Raw genomic sequence first — 19,559 nt, 5'->3', positions numbered from 1 at the left:
TCGCATCTCATGAGGGATGGGGCCGCGCGCCGTGCCACCCCGATGAGGAAACGCGAACGATGGAGCTGCCGCCGGATGCCGTCTCCGACCCGATGCCGACCGTGATCGACAGCGACAACTTCACCCCCCGCCTGATCTCCCTGCTGTCCAACACCCTGGTCTGGCGCGAGTCGCGCGCCCTGCGCACCCGCTTCGGCCTGGGCACCAACGACTGGCGCGTCATCTCCGCCCTCGCCATCCGTCCCGGTGCGACGGCGAGTGAGATCTCCGAGTTCGTGGCGATGAACAAGGCGATCATCTCCAAGAGCGTCGGGGTGCTGACCGACCGCCGGCTGATCGTGCAGGTGGAGGACACCGGCCGGTCCCGGCAGCTGTTCCTGACCACGGCCGGCGCCCAGATGCACGACGCCATGCTGCCGATCTCGCTGCGCGGCCAGGAGATCATCCTGGCCGACCTCTCCGAGGACGACGTCGCCCAGCTCAACCACCTGCTGCGCCGCCTGCTCGGGCACGTCCGCGACCTGCAGGCCGAGGAGGCCCTGGAGGAGCGCACCGCCCGCCGGGACTGATCCGGTCAGGCGCGGCCGGCTGCCCGCAGCTCCGCCACGCACGCCCGGTGCAGCGCCCGCTGCCGGCGGACCCGGGCCAGCAGGCCCGGGGTCGGCTCCAGCTCGCGGGTCGCCGCAGGCACGACGCCGGACAGCTGTCCACCGGCCAGCCACCCGGTCGTCTCGTGCACCGTCCACCGCTCGGCGTCGGGCACCGAGACCTCCTGTCCGACCAGGGTCGCCGGGCCGGACACGTCCGGCGCGCCCTCGAGCACCAGCGGGTCGGCACCCCACTCCCCCACCCGCGCCGTGCCCACGTGCAGGCCGCCGTCGTCGACCGCGAGGACGACGTCCGCCGGCCCGTCGCGGCGCCGGGTCGGGGTGATCCGGACGTCGTCGAGGACCAGCACCAGCCGCGGCAGGTACCACCAGTGCTCCCGGCGGAGCATCGCCGAGTCGGCCAGCGCGCGCGAGGGCGGGTGCTTGCGCAGCTCCTGGGCCAGCAGCTCCCCGGTGAACAGCGCACCGTCGCCGTCCTCCAGCAGGGTCGGCCGGCCGCTCAGCACCAGCGGCTCCCAGCCGGACCCGGTGAGCCGGGGGTCGGAGAGCACGAGCGCGACGGCGTCCGCCCCGGCCGCGCTGCGGGCGGTGGCCGCCTGCGCCCACGGCAGGGCCACCGCGGGGCGCTCGCCGAGCAGCAGCGGGACGACGCCGAGAGCCCCGGGTGGACCGCCGTCGCGCCGCCAGACCAGCTCGGCCAGCCCGGCGGCCCGCACCGCTCGCGTCGGATTTGTGTCCGCTGTCACATCCGCTGTCTACTCTCCGTGCCTGCGGCCGCTCGGGCCGCCCTGCGCTGGAGGTCGCCGTGCCCGCAGTCGTCGTGGCCGCCGTGGTCGGGGTGCTGTTCTTCCTCGGGTACCGGTACTACTCCAGCTACCTGGCCCGGAAGGTCTACGTGCTCGACCCGGCGTTCGTCACGCCGGCGCACGAGTTCAACGACGGCAACGACTTCGTGCCGACGAACAAGCACGTCCTCTTCGGCCACCACTTCACCTCCGTCGCCGGCGCCGCCCCCATCGTGGGCCCGGCGATCGCCGTGTTCTGGGGCTGGGGCCCGGCGCTCACCTGGATCGTGCTGGGCACGATCTTCGCCGCCGGCGTGCACGACTTCGGCTCGCTGGTCGTCTCGGTGCGGCACAAGGCCCGCAGCATCGGCACCCTCGCCGGCGAGGTCGTCAACGGCCGGGCCCGGGGCCTGTTCCTGGCGATCATCTTCTTCCTGCTGACCCTGGTGAACGCCGTCTTCGCCGTGGTCATCGGCAACCTGTTCGTGAACAACCCCGGCGCGGTCATCCCGATCGTGGTGGAGATCCCGGTGGCCATGCTCATCGGCCAGTACATCTACAAGACCCGGTCCTCCGCCCTCATCCCCTCGATCGTCGGGGTGCTGCTGCTCTACGCGCTGATCCTCGTCGGCAACGCCGTCCCGGTCTCCCTCGACGGCCTCGCCGAGACCCTCGGCTTCGAGCAGACCCGCAACCTGTGGGTCATCCTGCTGTTCGTCTACACGTGGGTGGCCTCGCGCATCCCGGTGTGGGTGCTGCTCCAGCCGCGGGACTACATCAACAGCCACCAGCTCTTCATCGCCCTGGGCGTCATCTCCCTCGGCGTGATCATCGGCCTGAACACCATCCAGGCACCGCTGGTCAACGACGTCCCCGAGGGGTCGCCGAGCTTCTTCCCGTTCCTGTTCATCACCATCGCCTGCGGCGCCATCTCCGGCTTCCACTCCCTCGTCGCCTCGGGGACGACGTCCAAGCAGCTGGACCGGGAGACCGACGCCCGCTACGTCGGGTACATGGGGGCGGTCGGTGAGGGTTCGCTGGCCACGGGTGCGGTGCTCGCCGCCACCGCCGGCGTGGCCGCCTCGCAGGCCGAGTGGCAGGCGCTCTACCCCGACTTCGCCACCGCATCGGGCGGCGCCACCGGGAACTTCGTCGACGGGGTCGCGGTCTTCGCCAACAACATCGGCATCCCGCTGGACATCGCCACGATCTTCGCCGCAGTGGTGGTGATCAGCTTCGCCGCCACCACGATGGACACCGGCGTCCGGCTGCAGCGGTACGTCGTGCAGGAGATCGGTGAGCTCACCGGCATCCGGGTGCTGGCCCGCAACCTCAGCCTCGCCACCACCATCGCCGTGGTGATCCCGCTGGCGATGGCGCTGCTGCCCGGCGGCGGGGAGGCCGGCTACACCTTCGGCGTGCTGTGGCAGCTGTTCGGCACCACCAACCAGCTCACCGCCGGCCTCGCGCTCGCCGTCATCGCCGTCTGGGTCACCCGCCGCGGCCGCAGCCCGGTCGTGGTGCTCATCCCGCTGGTGTTCCTGCTGGCCATGACCTCGTGGGCGCTGCTGGTCAACCTGCGCAACTTCGTCCGCGACGACCAGTGGGTGCTGGCCCCGCTGGACGCCGTCATCTTCCTGCTCGCGCTGTGGCTGATCGTCGAGGCCGCCCTGGCGCTGCGCGGCGCCTTCCGCGACCGGACGACGACGGACGCCGGGGAGCGACCGGCGGTGGCGCGGGACGAGCCGCGGTGAGCCGCCGCGTCGTGCTGGTCCGGGGCGCGCGCGGCCCGGGCGGAGGCGGGTGCTGCAGCGGGGACGTGCGCCCCTTCGACGCCGGTGGTCAGCACCACCACCGGACGCCGGACGACCCGGTCGGCGCGGTCTACCGCGCGCTGCGCACCGGGCTGCCCGACGACGTCGCGATCGAGGTCGTCTCCCCGTCGAACTGGCTGTGGCTGGTGCCCGCGCTGGTGGGCGACGGCCGGCGGCGCGGGCTCCGGGGAGCCGCGCTGCGGCGCTCGGTGCGCGCCGGGCTGGCCCTGGAGTCGCTGATCGCGGGCGGCTCGGTGCTCGCCTCCGGAGGGCTCCCGCCGCCGGACGCCGCGCTCGCCGCCACCCGGGCGGAGCTCGGCCTGCCCTGACCCCCTCCCGGCGCACCAGGTTTCCCGGCCCCCGCCAGGGGCTATCGAGGCGCTGGTGACCACGACCCGGCTGCGGCTGCAGCGGCTCATCTGGCGCCGGCTGTTCGAGCTGGGCCTCACGGCCGACGAGGCGGCGAAGCGCACCGAGGGCACGCTCTCCAAGGAGGCGATCCGCGGCCTGGTCGCCGGCACCACGTCGATCTACGTCAACGACCGGGTCGCCCGGGCGCTGGCCCGGTCACTCGGGGTGCCCGAGCACCGGGTGCGCCGCGCCGCGGGCCTGCCGACCACCGCCCCCACCGGTGCGCGCACCAGGCCGCACCTGAGGATCGTCGGCCGGGACGACTGAGCCCGACGCCCGGGCCACGGAGCGGCCCGGGCGCGCCGGCGGCAGGATGACGGCGTGCCGATCACCCAGGACGCCACCTACCCCGTGTCCCCCGACGCACTGCTCGCGGCGCTGACCGACGAGGCCTTCCTCCGGGAACGGGCGGCCGCGCTCGGCGCCGACGTCCAGGAGCTCACCGTGCGCACGGACGGCGACCGGCCCCGCACCGAGGTGCGGTTGGCCGCGCCGACCACCGGCATCCCACCGGTGTTCGCCCGCTTCGTCGGCGACCGGGTGACCGTGGTCGAACGCACCGCGTGGACGCCGGACGGCACCGGCGGGCACCGCAGCGACCTGGACGTGCAGGCCGAGGTGTTCGGCCGGACGGTGCAGGTCACCGGCGAGCGGCGCCTGGTCCCGGACGCCGCGGGCAGCCGCTCCACGGTGACCGGTGAGGCCACGGTCGACGCCCCGCTGATCGGCCGGCAGGCCGAGGCCGCCGTCCGCGAGCTGATCGGGGTCGTGTTCCGGCGCGAGGACGAGGTGCTGAACCGGCGGTTCGGGGAACGGAACTGAGCGAGACCACCCGCTGACGGAGCGTGCCGACCCGGCTGTACCGGATCCCGAACGGTCGGGGGGATTGACGTCCGACCGGACACGCGGTCAGGTTGCCGCATGCGCCCTCTGGTGGTCGACGACCTCGCGCCGTTCGACGACTGGGCCGCCGCCGTCCAGGCCTCGCTCACCCACCTGCACCGCACCATCGGCCTCGACGTCTGGATGCTCACCGAGGTCACCGGTGCCGAGCAGGTGGTGCTGCACGCCCATCCCCGCGAGGCGGTGCCCGCCGGCACCGCGTTCCCCTGGGAGCAGACCTTCTGCCGCCAGATGGTCAGCGGCACCGGGCCCCGGGTCGCGACCGTCACCGCCGCCGTCCCGGTGTACTCCCAGCTGCTGGCCGGCCACCCGGAGCGGATCGCCGCCTACGTCGGGGTGCCGCTGGTGACGCGTTCCGGCGAGCTGTTCGGCACGCTGTGCGGCTTCTCCGCGCGGGCCCAGCCGCGCAGCATGGCCCGGTTCCTGCCGACGGTGGAGCACACCGCCCGGCTGCTCAGCACGCTGCTGCCCCCCGACTCCTCCGGGCCGCCGGTCAGCGGCTGAGCAGTTCCCGCGCCTCGATCCGCCGTCGGCCGATGTAGTAGAGCGTCGTCCCCTCCGGCACCGGGGTGTCCCACGGCGGGCTGACCGCCAGCTCGCCCCCGTCGCGCACCGCCAGCACGGTCGCGCCGAACTCCCGGCCCAGGTGCGTCTGGCAGTCGCCGAAGGCGGCGAACCGGTGGCCGGCCGGCAGCCGCACCGAGTAGGTGTTGCCGTGCCCGCCGTGGCTCATGACGTCGGTGTAGACGTCGGTGATGCCCGGGTCCAGCGCCTCCTCGGTGAGCAGGTAGGGCATGTGCCACTGCACGCAGGCGATCCGCGGGTCGACGTAGCGCAGGTTCTCCCGCCGGCCCAGGTCACGCAGGGCGGCCACCATGTGCGCCCCGTGGTTGGCGTGGTCGGCGGCCAGCGCGATGGCCAGCGTCTCGTTGTCGTCGCGCCCGTCGACGATCACCGTCCGGGCCCGGGGGACGCAGGCCCGGCTCATCACGTCGGTGTGGGTCAGGTCGCCGCGGACGAAGGAGACGTCGTCCTGCTCGGGCACCGGGTGCTCGTGGACGTCCTCCCAGGCGCAGAGCACGATCTCGCCGGCGCCCTCGTTCGCCAGCTCGGCGAGGATCCGCTCCGTGCGCCCCGGGGTGTACCCCAGGACGACGACATGGTCGGTCAGGTCCAGTACCACGACGCCCCTCAGACGCTTGCCGCGGACCGTCGACAGGTAGTCGGCCAGCCGCGTGAACAGCAGTGTCAGCGTGACGATGCCGCCGACGATGACGTAGGCCCCGACGACGTGCCCGCCGTCGGAGACCGGGAACAGGTCGCCGTAGCCCACCGTCGCGGCGGTGACGACGAAGTACCACCAGTAGTTGCCCGGCGAGGCGATCTCGCTGTCCGGCGGCTCGACCAGCGCCATCGCCAGCCAGCTGGTCAGGAAGACGACCACGATGACGACCAGCGGCAGCCGCCAGCCGTGCAGCCGGCTGCTCACCACACGGGTCAGCCGCGAGAACAACGTGAACACGGGCCTCCTGCCGGGTCGGGCGTTCCCGGCAACCTAGCGCCTCGCCCTCCGGTCAGTCCTCGGCCGGCACCTCGCACGGCCTGACCGGGAGGCCGGTCAGCCCGCCGAGGAAGGCGTGCAGCTCACCCGCGTCGGCGCCGAGGACGACGGTCAGCTGGGGGACGTCCGCCTCGCGCACGGCGCCGGTCTCGCGCTCTGCCGCCGCGAGGCCCAGCGCCTCGGCCAGGACGCCGGCCTCGTCCTCCCGGCCGGCCGGGAACTCGACGGCGGTCTCCGGCGCCGGGCCGTCGGCGACGCTCACGGTGCCGACGACGGCGCCGTCCTGCCGCAGCTCCGCGACGACCGCCTCCGCGGTGGCGGGGTCGGCGGAGGCATCGCGGACGTCGACGGTCCACGGCTCGGGGTCACAGGTCGCGGGCGGCGGCGGGGTGGGCTCCGGGGCCGGCGTGGGCGGCGTCGGCTCCGGGCCGGGGCTCGGCGTGGGCGGCGTCGGCTCCGGGCTCGGCGTGGGCTCCGGGCTCGGCGTGGGCTCCGGGCTCGGCGTCGGCTCCGGGCTCGGCGTCGGCTCCGGGCTCGGCGTCGGCTCCGGGCTCGGCGTCGGCTCCGGGCTCGGCGTCGGCTCCGGGCTCGGCGTTGGGGTGGGTTCCGGACTCGGGCTGGGCGGCGGCTCAGCCGGCACCTCGGGTTCGACCGGCACCTCAGGCTCGACCGGCACCTCAGGCTCGACCGGCGGGGTCGGCGGGGTCGGCGGGGTCGGCGGGGTCGGCGGGGTCGGCTCGACAGGCGCTGCCGGCTCGGCGGCGAGGAGCACCGGCGGCGGTGGCGGCGGACCGGCCGGCGCGGGCACCGGCAACGGCGCGGGCACCGGCTCCGGCGCGGGCACCCGTACGGCCGGCGCTGGGGCGGTCGGCGTCACCGGCGTCCCCGCGTAGCTCGCGGCGAGCAGCAGCACGGAGGTCACGTACTCGGTGGAGTGGTTGTAGGCGTACACCGCGCGGGCCTGCCCGGCGAGGTTCGACAGGTCGCCCCCGGCGGCGCAGAGGTAGCGCGCGGCAGCAGCGGCCGCGTCGTCGAGGTCGAACGGGTCGGTGCGGCCGTCACCGTCGCCGTCGGCCGCGTAGCGCGCCCAGGTGGAGGGGATGAACTGCATCGGGCCGACCGCCCGGTCGTAGCTGGCGTCGCCGTCCAGCCGGCCCTGGTCGGTGTCCCGGATCTCCGCCGTCGCTCCGGACCCGGTGAGCGGTATGCCCACGATCCGCGGGCTCGAGGTGCCGTCGGGCTGCAGCACCGCGCCGGCGAACCGGCCGTGGTTCGACTCGACCAGGCCGATCCCCGCGAGCAGCTCCCAGCGGATGCCGCACGACGGGGGCGCTGCCTGCGCGGCCCGGGTGTAGGCGCCGAGCGCCGCCGCCGGGATCCCGCCGGCGGCCAGCGGTGAGCTCTGCACCGGCCCGGCCACGGGCGGCTCCGGCGGTCGCGCGGTGTCCGCCAGGACCGCTGGCTCACCGGCGACGGGTGGGGCGGGTGCGTCCTCGCTCGCGGCCGCCGGAGGCGCTGCCGAACGCTCCGTGCGGGGCGCGGGCCGTTCCACGACCGGAGCCGACGCTGCCGCCGGCACGACCTCGGCGCCCGATGCGCTCGCCAGCGCCGCGACGGTCATCCCCGCGGTGACCACGACACCCACGCGGCGCCCGAGCGTCCCCGACGGAGCCCCGCGGTACCCGACCGCCGTCCGCCCCCGCCACCTGCTCATCCGTCCCCCAACGGTCTGAGGCAGCCCGGGATCGTGTCGCCGCCCCGGAGCCCCCGACGCGGCCCCGGCACCACCGGTGCCGAGCCCGCGTTCCGGGCCTCAGTGAAGGGGTGCCGGCGAAGCGGCGCAACCCCTCACGGCGCGCCGTGGCCCGGTCGACGTCCCGAGTTCACCACCGCGTCGAGCTCGGCGGCCACCAGCTCCGCGACCCGGCCGACGTCGGGCTCGTGCAGCATCCCGGTGTGGTTGCCCGGCACCTCGTGCAAGGCCCACTCCCCCGTGAGGTGGCTCGACCAGCGGGCCCGGGCGGTGGCGTCCGGGTCGTCCCGGGCGACCAGCACCAGGGTGCGGCCGTCCCAGGCAGCGCCCTGGTACCGGCGCTGCAGGAACATGCCCTGGCGGTAGAAGCGCAGGTAGTGGCCCTTGCCCGCGTCCGGGACGATGCCGGTCAACGCCAGGGCGCCGATCTGCTTCACCCGCCGGAGGAGCCCCCCGTCGATCGCCGGTGGGGATGTCTTCCTGCCCGGCGGGAAGGAGTCGAGCACGGCCAGCAGCGCCACCTCCTCCCCCGCGGCGCGCAGCTGGTGGGCCATCTCCAGCGCGACGATCCCGCCCAGCGAGTGCCCGGCGAGCCGGTACGGGCCGTGCGGCTGCACGGTCCGCACCGCGGCCAGGTGGCGGCGTGCGATCGCCTGGACCGACCAGTCCGGCCGCCCCCGGTTCTCCATGCCGTGCGCCTGCAACGCCCACACCGGCTGGTCCGGCCCCAGGCGGAGCGCCAGCGACCGGAAACCGACGGCCACGCCGCCCGCGCCCGCGATGCAGAACAGCGGCGGGCGGCTGCCCTCGGCGCGGAGCCGGACCATGGTCGGGTGCTCCGGCGCCCGGCGGCGCCGCACCGCCTCGGCGAACGAGGCGACCGTCGGCGACTCCTGCAGCAGGGTCGTGGACAGCAGCCGGGCCGGCACGTCCATCTGCGTCCCCATCGCCGCCAGCAGCGCCTCGGCCGCCAGCGAGTCGCCACCGAGCTCGAAGAAGTCGTCGTGCAGCCCCACCTCGTCCAGCCCGAGGGCGCGCGCGAACTCGGCGGCCACCACGCGCTCCCAGTCGGTGCCCGGCGGGGTGGTGGCGGTCCGGGGCGGGGGCGGCGGCAGCGCGGAACGGTCCAGCTTGCCCCGCTCCGTGCGCGGCAGCGCCGGCAGCAGGACGACGTCCTGCGGCACCATGAAGCCCGGCAGCACCTCGCGGACCGCGCGCCGCACCGTCGCGGCGTCCAGCCGCTGCACCGCCGGGACGACGTAGGCGACCAGCCGGGTCTGCCCGCCCGCCTCGACGCCGACGACCACCGCCTCCCGCACCTCGGGCAGGGCGAAGAGGGCGGCGTCCACCTCCCCCGGCGCGACCAGGTGGCCGCGGATCTTGACGCTGTGGTCGGTGCGGCCGAGCAACGTCACGCAGCCGTCCTCGTCGATCCGGGCGACGTCGTTCGTGCGGAAGCTCCGGACCCCGTCGACCGGACCGGAGTAGGCGGCCGCGGTGGCCTCCCGCGCGCCCCAGTAGCCCTCGGTCAGCCACCGGGAGCTCACCACCAGACGCCCGGTGCCGTGCTCGTGCCGCTGACCCTGCTCGTCCTCCACGGCGAAGTGCATCCCCTCGACCGACCGCCCCACCGGGACGGCACCGGCGGGCAGGGGGTCACCGGGCATCAGCCGGAACTCCGACAGCAAGCCCGTCTCGGTCGAGCCGTAGCGGTTGCGGATCTCGCAGCCGGGTCCGACGACGGAGCGGATCGCGGCGAGCTGTGCGGCGTGGACGGTCTCCCCGCCCATCGAGACCCTCGTCAGCGTCTCCAGCCGGTCGCCGGGTGGGAGGGTCGCCACCACCCCGCGCATGATCGCCGGGCTGGCGATCAGGACCGAGGCGCCCACCTCCCGCAGCCAGCCCGCCAGCTCGGGCACCGGGCAGGTGCGAGGGTCGAACAGCTGCTGGGTGCTGCCGGCCAGCAGGCCGCCGAGGGCGGTCTTCAACCCCGCGTCGAACCCCATCGGCAGCAGGTTGGCCACCACGTCACCGGGCCCGTAGCAGCCGCTGCCGGAGGAGTTCGTCCACGTGTCGTGCAGCGCGGTGCCGGCGGCCGAGAACACGCCTTTGGGCAGGCCCGTCGAGCCGGAGGTGTAGACGATGCTGACCGTGTCCCCCGAACCGTGCGGGGTGGACCGGAGCGCGGCCGCCACCTCCTGCAGGTCCTGCCCGTCGGGTCCCCTACCGGGCAGGAGCACCACGGGGCACACCTCCGCGGCGACGTCCGCGTGCGCGGCGTCACTGACGCAGACCCGCGCGCCCGCCAGCTCCACGTAGTGCCGCAGCCGGGCAGCCGGGGTGGTGGGGTCGAGCACGACCATCGGCGCGCCGGACGCGATCACGCCCACCACCGCGATCACGGCGTCGACCCCCGGCGTCCGGAGCACGCACACCGGACGGCCGGCGTCCTCGGCCTCGGCCACCGCGGCGCGGACGGCCTCGGCCTCGAACACGACGTCGGCGAACCGGACCGAGCGTTCCCGGTCGGCCAGCGCCAGCACCTCCGGCTGCGCGAGCGCGACCTCGACCAGCCGGTCGATCAGGCGGCCGTCCGCATCGCGCCCGTCCAGCGGTGACAGCCGGTCGGTTGCACCAACCATCGAAAAATGGTGGCCAACCGAGTCGCGCTCCGCATGGCTCATGATCGGGAAGCTAGTACGGAACCGTCCGGAGCAACATCCGGGCCGTCCTGGCGTGCAGGTCGGGGCGAGGCCGCCCCTGCCTCGTCAGGTCACGCGTCCAGCCCCGTGGGGACCCAGCTGCCGACGCCGGACACCGCGTCGAGCTCGGCCGCCACGAGCTTCGCGACCTCGGCGACGTTCGGCTCGTGCAGCATCCCGGTGTGGTTGCCCGGCACCTCGTGCATCGACCACTGCCCGGTCAGGTAGCCGGACCAGCGGGAGCGCGCCGCGGAGTCCGGGTCATCCCCGGCCACCAGCACCAGCGTGCGGCCGTCCCAGGGAACCCCCCGGTACCGCCGCTGCAGCCACATCCCCTGCCGGAAGAAGCGCAGGTAGTGCCCCTTGCCCGCGTCCGGGACGATCCCGGTCAGCACCAGGGCACCGATCTGCTTCACCCGCCTGAGCGGCCCACCGTCGATCGCCGGAGGCGACGTCCGGGGGTCGGGCGGGAACGAGTCGAGGACGGTCAGCAGTGCGACCTCCTCCCCCGCGGCCCGCAGCTGATGAGCCATCTCCAGGGCGACGACCCCGCCCAGGGAGTGCCCGGCGAGCCGGTAGGGCCCGTGCGGCTGCACGGTCCGCACGGCGACCAGGTGACGGCGGGCGATGGCCTGCACCGACCAGTCCGGCAGCCCGCGGTTCTCCATGCCGTGGGCCTGCAACCCCCACACCGGCTGGTCCGGCCCGAGCCGGAGGGCCAGCGACCGGAAACCGACGGCCACACCCCCGCCCCCGCGACGCAGAACAGCGGCGCACGGCTGCCCTCGCCGCGGAGCCGGACCATGGTCGGGTGCTCGGGGGTCCGGCCCCGTCGCACCGCCTCGGCGAAGGACGCGACCGTCGGCGACTCCTGCAGCAGCGTGGTGGTGAGCACTCGCGCCGGCACCTTCATCTCGGTGCCCATCGACGCCAGCAGCGCCTCCGCCGCCAGCGAGTCGCCGCCCAGCTCGAAGAAGTCATCGTGCAGCCCGACCTCCTCGAGCTCGAGGGCGCGCGCGAACTCGGCGGCGACCACCCGCTCCCAGTCGGTGCCGGGCGGCACGGTCCCGGTCCGGGCGGGCGGCGGCGGCAGCGCGGAACGGTCCAGCTTGCCCCGCTCGGTCCGCGGCAGGGCGGTGAGGAACACGATGTCCTGCGGCACCATGAAGCCGGGCAGCACGTCGCGGACGGCGCGCCGGACGGTCGCAGCGTCCAGCCGCTCGGCCGCTGGAACGACGTAGGCGACGAGGCGGATCTGCCCCCGCGCGTTCTCGGCCCCGACGACCACCGCCTCGCGGACCTCGGGGAGGGCGAAGAGGGCGGCGTCGACCTCGCCCGGTTCGACGAGGTGGCCGCGGACCTTGACGCTGTGGTCGGTGCGGCCCAGCAGGGTCACGTAGCCGTCCTCGTCGATCCGGGCCGAGTCACTGGTCCGGAACGTGCGGGCCCCGTCGGCCGCGTCGGAGAAGGCAGCCGCGGTCAGCTCCGGCGCGCCCCAGTACCCGCGGCCCAGCCAGTGGGAGGTCACCACCAGGCGCCCGGTGCCGTGCTCGCGCCGCTCGCCGTCCTCCATCTCCACGAGGAACTGCATGCCGGGCACCGGCCGGCCCACCGGTACGGCGCCGGCGGGCGCCGGGTCTCCCGGCCGCAGCCGGAACTCGGCGAGCAGCCCGGTCTCGGTCGACCCGTACCGGTTGCGGATCTCGCAGTCCGGGCCGACGACCCCGCGGATCGCGGCCATCTGGGCGGCGTGCACCGTCTCCCCGCCCATCGTGACGGTCGACAGCGTGTCCAGGCGGTCCCCCGGCGGGAGCGTCGCGACCAGGCCCCGCATGATCGCCGGGCTGGCCACCAGCACGGAGGCGCCCACCTCCCGCAACCAGCCCGGCAGCTCGGAGACCGACCGGGTGCGGGGGTCGAACAGCTGCTGCGTCGTGCCGGCCAGGAGCCCGGCGAGAGCGCCCTTCAACCCCGCGTCGAACCCGAGCGGCAGCAGGTTGGCCACCACGTCACCGGGGCCGTAGCAACCGCTGGCCACGGAGTTCGTCCAGGCGTCGTGCACCAGCGTGCGGGAGTCGGAGAACACGCCCTTGGGCAGCCCCGTCGATCCCGAGGTGAACACCAGGCTGACCGCCTCGCCCGGCCCTCGCGGTGCCGACCCGAGCGCCGCGGCGACCGACGCCAGCTCCGGGTCGCCCGCCGGCCCGGTCGGCTGGACGACCACCGGGCAGACCTCGGCGGCGACCTCGGCGTGCGCCGGTTCGGAGACGCACACCCGCGCCCCGGCCAGCTCCACGTAGTGCCGCAGCCGCGGGGCCGGGGTCGTGGGGTCGAGCACCACCACCGGCGTGCCGGCGGCGATCACCCCGACAACCGCGACCACCGCGTCGACCCCCGGCCGCCGGAGCACGCACACGGGGCGGCCGTCGTCCTCGGCCGCCACGACCGCGGCGCGGACGGTCTCCGCCTCCCGCAGGAGGTCGGCGTAGGACACCGCGCGATCCCGGTCGGCCAGCGCCGGCACCTCCGGCTGGCCGAGCGCCACCTCGGCGATCCGGTCGATCAACCAGTCGTCCACGCTGCGCTCGTCCAGGGGCGCGAACCCCACCGGACCAGACCGCAACCCCTGTTGCTCCCCGGGCTCCATGGTCGGGAAAGTAGTACGACATCGGCAGGAAGGGAACGCCGATCAGCCGAGCGGGTGCTCGGGCGGAACGCATGTTGCCGCGACCCGGCTCGGGGGTACGCCGCCGGCATGCTGAGCCGCGACCTGCTGCTGACCGCGTTCGACAACGTCGAAGGGGCCGTCCGGGGAGTCCTCGACGGCCTGGACCCGGCACTGCTGGACGAGCGGATCGACCCCCAGGCCAACACGATCGGCTGGCTGGTCTGGCACCTCCTCCGGGTGCAGGACGACCACGTGGCCGAGGTCGCCGGCCGTCCGCAGGCCTGGACCGACGCGGGGTGGGCCGAGCGGTTCGACCTCCCGTTCGACCTCGGCGCCACCGGCTACGGCTTCAGCAGCGACGACGTCGCCGCGACCCGGGTGACCGACCCCGAACTGCTGACCGGCTACTCCACCGAGGTGCACCGCCGGACCGCGGAGTTCGTCCGCGGCCTGTCCGACGCCGACCTCGACCGGGTCGTCGACGAGCGCTGGGACCCGCCGGTGACCCTCGGGGTCCGGCTGGTCAGCGTGCTCACCGACGACCTGCAGCACGCCGGCCAGGCCGCGTTCCTGCGCGGCACCCTCGACCGCCGCTGAACCGCTCGCGCGCGTAACGTCCGCCGGGTGAGCAGCGCTGCCACCACCCCGACCGGAACCGACTTCTACGTCCTCGAGGACCTGCTGCACCCGGCGGAGATCGAGGTCCGCGATCGGGTCCGGGAGTTCTGCACCCGCGAGGTCACCCCGGTGATCAACGACTACTGGGAGCGCGCCGAGTTCCCGCACGCGCTGCTGCCGGGGATCGCCGGGCTGGGCATCGCCGGCGGCACCGTGCGCGGGTACGGCTCCCCCGGCATGAGCGCCGTCGCGGCCGGGCTGGTGGCCCGCGAGTGGGCGCGCGCCGACGGCAGCCTCGGCACCTTCTACGGCGTGCACAGCTTCCTGGCGATGCAGTCGATCGACATGCTCGGCAGCGCGGAGCAGAAGGAGCGCTGGCTGCCGGCGATGGCCCGGCTGGAGACGATCGGCGCGTTCGGCCTGACCGAGCCCCAGCACGGCTCGGACGCCGTGGCGCTGGAGACCCGGGCGGTGCGGGACGGCGACGAGTACGTGCTCACCGGGGCGAAGAAGTGGATCGGCAACGGCACCATCGCCGACCTGGTGCTGATCTGGGCCAGGGACGAGGACGGCGACGTCGGCGGCTACGTCGTCCCGAAGGGGTCGATCGGCTGGACCGCGACCCGGATGACCGGCAAGACGGCGCTGCGCGCGGTGTGGCAGGCCGAGATCACCCTCGACGGGGTGCGGGTGCCGGCGGAGAACCGGCTGGCCGGGTGCCACTCCTTCAAGGACGTCGCGAAGGTGCTCGACCGGACCCGGTACACCGTGGCCTGGCGGGCGCTGGGCGTGGCCGAGGCCGCCTACGAGCTGGCGCTGGCGCACACCCTGCGGCGGGAGCAGTTCGGCCAGCCGATCGCCGGTTACCAGCTGGTGCAGGAGAAGCTGGCCCGGATGCTCGCGGAGATCACCAGCATGCAGCTGCTGTGCTGGCGGCTGTCGGTGCTGGCCGACGAGGACCGGATGACCGCGGCGATGGCGTCGCTGGCGAAGATGAACAACGCGAAGAAGGCCCGGGCGATCGTGGCCGACGCGCGGGACCTGCTCGGCGGCGACGGGATCCTGCTGGAGCACCACGTGGCCCGGCACCACGCCGACATCGAGGCGATCTACACCTTCGAGGGCACCGACCACGTGCAGGCGCTGATCGTGGGCCGGGAGGTCACCGGCATCTCGGCGATCACCGGCCGCCGGGCCGCCCCGCGGACGGCGCCCGAGCCGCCGCAGTCGATCTGAATCAGCTCACCCGCTGCAGCTCCTGCGCCGTCCGCCGCCGGCAGTCGGTGCAGCCGGACCGTCCGCGGCCGACCCGCTCCCACCGCTGCGATCCCCAGACCTGCACGATCGCCCCGCAGACGGCGAGCTCCACCTCCCCGTCGAGCTCGTCGGCGGGGCGGTGGGCCTCCACCGCGTGCCAGGACATGGGCTGGTCTGCCGGCTGGGCCCAGGACCGGCGGTCTGGTCGGGCGAAGCCGACGGCGTAGCTGTTCACGCATTTCGGTGTGCCCCAGGCCACAACTGGTCAACCATCGTCGCCGCCTGACCACCGGACGGCGCTACCGTCGGAGCGTGAGTCGAGGAGGTGCCCCGTGGAGCCGGTGAGCCTGCTGGTGGGTGGCGCGTTGCTGGCGGTCGGTTTCGTCGCCGGGCGGCTGGGACGACGACGGGGCGCAGCCCCGGCGCTGCCGCAGGCGATGTGCGGCTGCGGCCATCCGCTGAGCCAGCACGACCCGGAGCAGGGCATCTGCCACTCGGAGGTGGCCCGGGACGCCTACACCAAGCGCGGCAAGTGGGCCGGGCACACCTGGGTGAGCTGCAGCTGCCGGCAGTACGTCGGTCCGCGCCCGATCGACGAGGTCTTCGCGCCCCGGCTGCTGCCGCCCTCGGACTGACGTCTCCGAACCCGGGGTACGGCGCTGCCCATGAGCGGGAAGTCAGCGGAGGACTACGCGGGCGACTACAGCGACCCCGAGCTGCGGGAGCGGCTCAAGGAGAAGATCAAGGCAGGTGACCGCGGCGGTCGCCCCGGTCAGTGGAGCGCCCGCAAGAGCCAGCTGCTGGTGCACGAGTACGAGCAGCACGGCGGCGGCTACCGGCACGAGGGCGAGCGCAGCGAGTCCCAGCAGCACCTGCGGCAGTGGACCGAGCAGGACTGGCACACCGGGGACGGCGGTGACCGCGCCCGGCACGGCGACCACACCGGGCGCTACCTCCCCGACGCCGCGTGGCAACTGCTCAGCGACGATGATCGCGCGGAGACCGAGAGGGTCAAGGAGCGGGCGCAGGACCAGCACGTGCCCAACACCGACGCGGCCCGGGAGGCCCGCGCGGCCGCCGAGCTGGTCGGGATGACCGCCGACGAGGCGCAGCGGGCGGTGCGACGGATGAGCGGGGACTCACAGCTCGACCGGGCCGAGCAGGCGGAGCGCGAGCTGGGCAGCAGCCGGAAGACGGTGCTGGCCGCGATCGAGTCCCGTCGCCGCCGGAGCTGAGCTGCGGAGCCGGCGCAGTCAGCTGTCGGGATCTGGGTCGCGGGCGTAGCGGCGACGGAGGAACTCGCGGGTCAGCAGGCCCCCGCCGGTGAGGATCACGAAGTTGACGGCGGCGAGGCCCCAGCCGCTCAGCAGGAGTCCCACGACCGCGCCCAGGCACCCCCAGGCCAGCTGGACGGCCAGGTCGTGCCCGAACGAGCGCCGAGCCAGGAACGCCCTGGCCTCTTCCCTGGAGCGTCGTCGGTCCGCCTGCGCCGCCCGCTCCCAGCGGTTGGAGGGGCGCTGCTCGGACGCGGTCATGCACGACCCGCTGCAGAGATGATCACGTCACCGATCATGGCCGTCCCCACGCCACCCGGCATCCGGGCAGCCGCGACGAGGCACCCCCGGACACACGACCGCCCCGTGCACCGGACGGTGCACGGGGCGGTCATGGCAGGCGCTCGTGAGGCGCCGAGGCGTCAGCGGACGGTCGAGTCGTCCTTCTCGACGGCCTTCTTGCTCGGCCACATCTTGGCGCCGATCACGCCACCGATCGCAGCCGCGGCGATCGAGAGGCCCAGGCCCAGGGCGGCCCACTCGGCGCTGTTGCGGGCCACGTCGGCCGCCTGGCCGGCGGCGATGTCCGGCAGGTTGGCCTGCTGGATGCTGGCGACGTCGGTGACCACGCCGGCCAGGGAACCGAACAGGGCACCCCCACCGAAGAGGGTCAGGACCACCAGGGTGACCACGGTGAGGGCCCACACCAGGATGCCGTGCAGCAGCCCTTCGGCGAACCCGCGCCACAGCGCGGTCGCACCCGCGGTCAGCCCACCCAGGAACAGGGCGATCAGGCCGTTGACGCCGCTGAGCCAGTCGGCGTTGCTCGCCCCGTCGTTGGCGCCGACGTCCCACCAGCCCACGGCGAGAGTGGCCACCTGCAGGAGCAGGAAGGTCGGCACGGCCACGATCAGGCCGGCCCAGACCGGACCCCAGCGCACCCGGTCGCGGCGGGACGACGACCCGCTCACGAGCACCGGCGCGGTGCCGGTGTGGGCGACCGGGTCGACGGCCCCGGCACGCGTGGCGCCCTCACCGCTGACGCCGACGGGCTCGGCGACGTTCTCGGTGAACGCCGTCTCCGTTCGTGTACGACTCTCCGTCATCTCGATTCCTCGTTCCGCTCGGGGTCGTTGACACCAGAGCTGTTCCCACGAGGCCCGCGGCCCACCATCAGGGACGGAGCTGTCACCGAATCGTCACCCGCGCGGGGAACTCCGCGGGAACCGCCGGGAGCGCCGGGAGCGCGTCCGTCAGCCGACGCGGAAGAAGTCGAAGACGACGGTGTCCGGATGCCGGACCCCTGACCCGACGAACACGTGCGAGGTGAGCACGGCCAGCCGCGGGGCGTCGGTCTCGAAGCGGGGCACCGACCGGAAGTAGATCCGGGCCGGGTCGACCGGGAGGCCGTCGCGCAGCCGGGCGATGTCCTCGGCCGACCCGGTGCGCAGGCCGGTGTTCTCGACGTAGACCCGCTCCCCCTGGTCGGACTCAAGCACGTACCGGGCCTCGGCCACGGTCTCCGTCGGGGTCCGGATCACCTGGAAGTCGGCCCCGCCCGGCAGCACCCGGCCGGTCAGCAGCGGGCCGGAGACGATGCCGCCGGTGATCGGGACGACCCGGCGCAGGCCGCCCGGGGTCGCGCCGATCTCGATCGGCGGAGCGACGGTGACCTCGAGGTGCAGCAGGTGCTCCAAGGGAGGCGGGGTGGGTGAGGGTGGTGCGGTGGGCGGCACCGTGCTCCGATCCGGTCGAGGGCGGCTCACCAGAGCACGCCGGGGTTGAGGATGCCCAGCGGGTCCAGCGCGCTGCGCACCCGCCGTCCGACGTCCATCACGTCGGCGTCGAGCTGGTCGAGCAGGGCCGCCCGCTTGGTGCGCCCGACCCCGTGCTCGCCGGTGATGGTGCCGCCGCACTCGAGGGCCACCTGGAGGACGGCGTCGAAGGCCTGCAGGGCGCGCGCCCGGCCCTCCTCGTCGCCGGGGCGGTGGACGATCACCGGGTGCAGGTTGCCGTCACCGGCGTGCGCGAAGACCGGGATCTCCACCTGGAAGGTCGCGGCGATCTCCTCGATGCGCGCCATCGCGGTGGGCAGCTGGTGCACGGGCACGCAGATGTCCTCGTGCAGGGCGGCGCCGCGGACCTCGATGGCCGGGCCGACCGCGCGTCGCGCCTCGAGGAACAGGTCCCCCTCGACCGGGTCGTCGGTCGCGAACACGGTGGTCGCACCGGCCGCCTCGCAGCACTCGGTCATGACGGCGAGCTCGCCGGCCCGGGCGCCGCCGGGCGCGTCGGACTGGCCGACCAGCAGGGCGCCGGCGTCCCGGTCCAGGCCCATCGCCCGGAGGTCCTCGACGGCGTTGATCGACGCCGAGTCCATCAGCTCCAGCATCGAGGGCCGCACCCGGGAGCCCATCGCCACCACGGCGCGGGCGGCGTCCCGGGGGGTGTCGAAGTAGGCCACGAGCGTCCCGGCCGGGTGCGGCTGCGGCACCAGCCGGAGCACGACCCGGGTGATCACGCCCAGGGTGCCCTCGCTGCCGACGAACAGCTTGAGCAGCGGCAGCCCGGCGACGTCCTTGACGGTGCGCCCACCCAGGGTGATCAGCCGCCCGTCGGCCAGCACGACGTCGATCCCCTGGACGTAGTCGGTGGTGACGCCGTACTTGACGCAGCAGATGCCACCGGCGTTGGTCGCGACGTTCCCGCCGATCGAGGAGATCCGGAAGGAACCGGGGTCCGGCGGGTACCAGAGCCCGTGCGCCGCGGCGGCGTCCTTGACGGCGGCGTTGAGCGCCCCCGGCCCGACGACGGCGGTGCGGTCGACCGGGTCGATCTCGATCGCCGTCATCCGCTCGGTGCTCAGCAGCAGGCAGCCGTCGACGGCGGTGGCCCCGCCGGCCAGGCTCGTGCCCGCGCCCCGCACGGTCACCGGGACCCGGTGCTCGGCGGCCCAGCGGACGGCGGTCTGCACGTGGGCGGCCGACTCGGCGCGCACCACGGCCACCGGCCACCCGGCGTCGGGCAGCCGCGACCAGTCGTGGCGGTACCCCTCGACCACCGCCGGGTCGGTGACGACCACCCCGTCCGGGAGCGCCGTCCGCAGCAGTTCGACCGGGGCGCCCTGGGCGACCGTGTCCTCCATCCACCCAAGCAAGCAGACGGCGGCCCGGCGGGCAAGCGGCCGGCGGCGGCGCGCACACCG

The 19,559-nt window shown here is 74.6% G+C and carries 20 protein-coding genes and 1 pseudogene; 10 read left to right on the top strand and 11 right to left on the bottom strand.

Annotation, left to right across the window (positions count from 1 at the left end; translation table 11 throughout):
- Window positions 1-59: 59 nt before the first annotated feature.
- Window positions 60-569, top strand: a complete 510-nt coding sequence (locus JD78_RS03520; protein WP_153357383.1) for a MarR family winged helix-turn-helix transcriptional regulator — start codon at window positions 60-62, stop codon at window positions 567-569.
- A 5-nt stretch (window positions 570-574) separates the two neighbouring features.
- Here JD78_RS03520 and JD78_RS03515 read toward each other — a convergent pair whose 3' ends face one another.
- Complete coding sequence (locus tag JD78_RS03515) at window positions 575-1,324, bottom strand: pyridoxamine 5'-phosphate oxidase family protein (protein ID WP_166520963.1); 750 nt, start codon at window positions 1,322-1,324, stop codon at window positions 575-577.
- A gap of 89 nt (window positions 1,325-1,413) precedes the next feature.
- Here JD78_RS03515 and JD78_RS03510 point away from each other — a divergent pair, with 89 nt between their 5' ends.
- The 5 genes from JD78_RS03510 to JD78_RS03490 all read left to right on the top strand — a co-directional run bounded on the left by JD78_RS03510 (window position 1,414) and on the right by JD78_RS03490 (window position 5,025).
- On the top strand, window positions 1,414-3,147 hold the full coding sequence (locus JD78_RS03510; RefSeq protein WP_166520962.1) for a carbon starvation CstA family protein: 1,734 nt from the start codon (window positions 1,414-1,416) through the stop codon (window positions 3,145-3,147).
- A complete protein-coding gene (locus JD78_RS03505; protein ID WP_153357388.1) occupies window positions 3,144-3,536 on the top strand; it encodes a hypothetical protein in 393 nt (130 codons plus the stop codon). The genes JD78_RS03510 and JD78_RS03505 overlap by 4 nt, the downstream gene beginning before the upstream one ends.
- A gap of 55 nt (window positions 3,537-3,591) precedes the next feature.
- Window positions 3,592-3,885 (top strand): hypothetical protein, encoded by a 294-nt coding sequence (locus JD78_RS03500; protein ID WP_153357391.1) that lies wholly within the window; start codon window positions 3,592-3,594, stop codon window positions 3,883-3,885.
- 54 nt (window positions 3,886-3,939) lie between these two features.
- Window positions 3,940-4,440 carry a DUF2505 domain-containing protein gene (locus tag JD78_RS03495; RefSeq protein ID WP_153357394.1) on the top strand — a complete coding sequence of 167 codons (501 nt, stop codon included), beginning with the start codon at window positions 3,940-3,942 and terminating at the stop codon, window positions 4,438-4,440.
- A 99-nt stretch (window positions 4,441-4,539) separates the two neighbouring features.
- Window positions 4,540-5,025 carry a GAF domain-containing protein gene (locus tag JD78_RS03490; RefSeq protein WP_153357397.1) on the top strand — a complete coding sequence of 162 codons (486 nt, stop codon included), beginning with the start codon at window positions 4,540-4,542 and terminating at the stop codon, window positions 5,023-5,025.
- On the opposite strand, the gene JD78_RS03485 is transcribed toward JD78_RS03490, so the two are convergent.
- From JD78_RS03485 to JD78_RS03465, 5 genes and pseudogenes are all read right to left on the bottom strand, one after another.
- The gene (locus tag JD78_RS03485; RefSeq protein ID WP_153357399.1) at window positions 5,015-6,043 is read right to left on the bottom strand and encodes an ion channel; all 1,029 of its coding nucleotides are present in this window, start codon (window positions 6,041-6,043) and stop codon (window positions 5,015-5,017) included. The genes JD78_RS03490 and JD78_RS03485 overlap by 11 nt on opposite strands.
- 52 nt (window positions 6,044-6,095) lie before the next feature.
- Window positions 6,096-7,502, bottom strand: coding sequence for a lytic murein transglycosylase (locus JD78_RS22500; RefSeq protein ID WP_166520961.1), 1,407 nt, complete (start codon window positions 7,500-7,502; stop codon window positions 6,096-6,098).
- Between the two features lie 428 nt (window positions 7,503-7,930).
- The gene (locus tag JD78_RS03475) at window positions 7,931-10,477 is read right to left on the bottom strand and encodes an AMP-binding protein (protein ID WP_166520960.1); all 2,547 of its coding nucleotides are present in this window, start codon (window positions 10,475-10,477) and stop codon (window positions 7,931-7,933) included.
- A gap of 131 nt (window positions 10,478-10,608) precedes the next feature.
- On the bottom strand, window positions 10,609-11,229 hold the full coding sequence (locus JD78_RS03470; RefSeq protein WP_243730967.1) for a thioesterase domain-containing protein: 621 nt from the start codon (window positions 11,227-11,229) through the stop codon (window positions 10,609-10,611).
- A gap of 155 nt (window positions 11,230-11,384) precedes the next feature.
- Window positions 11,385-13,184, bottom strand: a pseudogene (locus JD78_RS03465) (non-ribosomal peptide synthetase); the annotation flags it as partial.
- A gap of 108 nt (window positions 13,185-13,292) precedes the next feature.
- On the opposite strand from JD78_RS03465, the gene JD78_RS03460 reads away from it, so the two are divergent.
- Complete coding sequence (locus JD78_RS03460; RefSeq protein WP_153361507.1) at window positions 13,293-13,802, top strand: mycothiol transferase; 510 nt, start codon at window positions 13,293-13,295, stop codon at window positions 13,800-13,802.
- Between the two features lie 27 nt (window positions 13,803-13,829).
- A complete protein-coding gene (locus tag JD78_RS03455) occupies window positions 13,830-15,059 on the top strand; it encodes an acyl-CoA dehydrogenase family protein (protein ID WP_153361506.1) in 1,230 nt (409 codons plus the stop codon).
- Window position 15,060: 1 nt separating this feature from the next.
- Here the strand turns inward: JD78_RS03455 and JD78_RS03450 are convergent, their stop codons facing one another.
- Window positions 15,061-15,315 carry a hypothetical protein gene (locus JD78_RS03450; protein WP_153361505.1) on the bottom strand — a complete coding sequence of 85 codons (255 nt, stop codon included), beginning with the start codon at window positions 15,313-15,315 and terminating at the stop codon, window positions 15,061-15,063.
- A gap of 97 nt (window positions 15,316-15,412) precedes the next feature.
- On the opposite strand from JD78_RS03450, the gene JD78_RS03445 reads away from it, so the two are divergent.
- Both JD78_RS03445 and JD78_RS03440 read left to right on the top strand, forming a co-directional pair.
- Window positions 15,413-15,715, top strand: a complete 303-nt coding sequence (locus tag JD78_RS03445; protein WP_153361504.1) for a hypothetical protein — start codon at window positions 15,413-15,415, stop codon at window positions 15,713-15,715.
- Between the two features lie 30 nt (window positions 15,716-15,745).
- Window positions 15,746-16,315 carry a hypothetical protein gene (locus tag JD78_RS03440; RefSeq protein WP_153361503.1) on the top strand — a complete coding sequence of 190 codons (570 nt, stop codon included), beginning with the start codon at window positions 15,746-15,748 and terminating at the stop codon, window positions 16,313-16,315.
- Window positions 16,316-16,333: 18 nt separating this feature from the next.
- Here the strand turns inward: JD78_RS03440 and JD78_RS03435 are convergent, their stop codons facing one another.
- From JD78_RS03435 to JD78_RS03420, 4 genes are all read right to left on the bottom strand, one after another.
- Window positions 16,334-16,615: a hypothetical protein gene (locus JD78_RS03435; RefSeq protein WP_153361502.1), complete on the bottom strand. Its 282-nt coding sequence runs from the start codon at window positions 16,613-16,615 to the stop codon at window positions 16,334-16,336.
- 161 nt (window positions 16,616-16,776) lie between these two features.
- Window positions 16,777-17,460, bottom strand: a complete 684-nt coding sequence (locus JD78_RS03430; protein ID WP_194290514.1) for a permease — start codon at window positions 17,458-17,460, stop codon at window positions 16,777-16,779.
- A gap of 147 nt (window positions 17,461-17,607) precedes the next feature.
- A complete protein-coding gene (locus JD78_RS03425) occupies window positions 17,608-18,051 on the bottom strand; it encodes a DUF3237 domain-containing protein (RefSeq protein ID WP_208103978.1) in 444 nt (147 codons plus the stop codon).
- Between the two features lie 65 nt (window positions 18,052-18,116).
- Window positions 18,117-19,499, bottom strand: coding sequence for an FAD-binding oxidoreductase (locus tag JD78_RS03420; protein WP_153361500.1), 1,383 nt, complete (start codon window positions 19,497-19,499; stop codon window positions 18,117-18,119).
- Between the last annotated feature and the right edge of the window lie 60 nt (window positions 19,500-19,559).

Origin of the sequence: Modestobacter roseus (assembly GCF_007994135.1) — a bacterium.
Taxonomy (GTDB): domain Bacteria; phylum Actinomycetota; class Actinomycetes; order Mycobacteriales; family Geodermatophilaceae; genus Modestobacter; species Modestobacter roseus.
The sequence above is the reverse complement of the archived record's forward strand: the minus strand, read 5'-3'. Positions and strand labels throughout refer to the sequence as shown.

Bases quoted from the DNA above. Each gene is read 5' to 3' on its own strand.
- JD78_RS03440 (WP_153361503.1), top strand. From the start codon at position 15,746: ATGAGCGGGAAGTCAGCGGAGGACTACGCGGGCGACTACAGCGACCCC.
- JD78_RS03420 (WP_153361500.1), bottom strand. From the start codon at position 19,499: ATGGAGGACACGGTCGCCCAGGGCGCCCCGGTCGAACTGCTGCGGACG.
- JD78_RS03520 (WP_153357383.1), top strand. From the start codon at position 60: ATGGAGCTGCCGCCGGATGCCGTCTCCGACCCGATGCCGACCGTGATC.
- JD78_RS03460 (WP_153361507.1), top strand. From the start codon at position 13,293: ATGCTGAGCCGCGACCTGCTGCTGACCGCGTTCGACAACGTCGAAGGG.
- JD78_RS03490 (WP_153357397.1), top strand. From the start codon at position 4,540: ATGCGCCCTCTGGTGGTCGACGACCTCGCGCCGTTCGACGACTGGGCC.
- JD78_RS03435 (WP_153361502.1), bottom strand. From the start codon at position 16,615: ATGACCGCGTCCGAGCAGCGCCCCTCCAACCGCTGGGAGCGGGCGGCG.
- JD78_RS03430 (WP_194290514.1), bottom strand. From the start codon at position 17,460: ATGACGGAGAGTCGTACACGAACGGAGACGGCGTTCACCGAGAACGTC.
- JD78_RS03475 (WP_166520960.1), bottom strand. From the start codon at position 10,477: ATGGTTGGTGCAACCGACCGGCTGTCACCGCTGGACGGGCGCGATGCG.